This is a genomic window from Rhodococcus sp. BS-15 (assembly GCF_000813105.1).
Lineage (GTDB): Bacteria > Actinomycetota > Actinomycetes > Mycobacteriales > Mycobacteriaceae > Rhodococcoides.
Map to the genome: position 1 here is coordinate 1 of NZ_BAOX01000598.1, position 801 is coordinate 801.

At 68.8% G+C, this 801-nt stretch carries 1 pseudogene; it reads left to right on the forward strand.

The window, feature by feature from the left end:
* Positions 1 to 149: 149 nt before the first annotated feature.
* A pseudogene (locus RHBS_RS28180) lies at positions 150 to 801 on the forward strand (TRAM domain-containing protein); the annotation flags it as partial.

Below are 801 nucleotides of genomic sequence, written 5' to 3' on the forward strand. Positions count from 1 at the left end.
TCGTTGCGACTGAAGTCTGACTGTGTTCCAGCCGGGAGTGATGGTCACCAGCGTGCGTGGCAACTTCGGTCTTCCGAGAAGGCCAAGCGTGAGGTGCTCGGCAATGCACCCGGTGCCTCGCGTCGCGGCTACGAGCCGCCGGTGGGCAAGTGAGCGAGAGCTGGTTCGGGCAGCTACTCGAGGTCGAACTCGGCGCGCCGGGCACGGCGGGTTCTGCGTGGCCCGCCACGACGGCCGGGTGGTGTTCGTGCGTCACGGATTGCCGGGCGAACGGGTCGTGGCCAAGGTGACCGAGGATCGAGGCGGGTCGTTCTGTCGCGCCGACGCGTCGAGATCCTGACGGCGTCTCCGGACCGCGTGGCCGCGCGCTGTCCGATCTCCGGACCCGGCGGCTCGGGCTGCTGCGATTACTCCCATGCCGGTGTCGATGCCGGACGGCGACTGAAGTCCTTCGTCGTTGCCGAACAACTTCGCCGCGTCGCCGGAATCGAGCGCGAGGTGCATGTGGAGGAACTTCCGGGATCCGGCGACGGCACCGGGTGGCGAACCCGAGTGCGACTCGCCGTCGATTCCAGCGGACGGCCCGGCTATCACCGCTATCGCAGTAGCTCGATCGTCACCGAACTGACCTGTCCTCAAATGGATCCCGCGGCGTTCGAGGGGCTGTCGGATCAGCAATGGCGGCCGGGGGCCGAGCTGCAGGTGGTGCTCGACGGGGAAGGCGAGCGGCACGTGGTGGAGATCGCGCCGGCGCAACTCTCGGCCACCGGACGCCGATCGCCGGGTCGTCGTGGGGCGTCG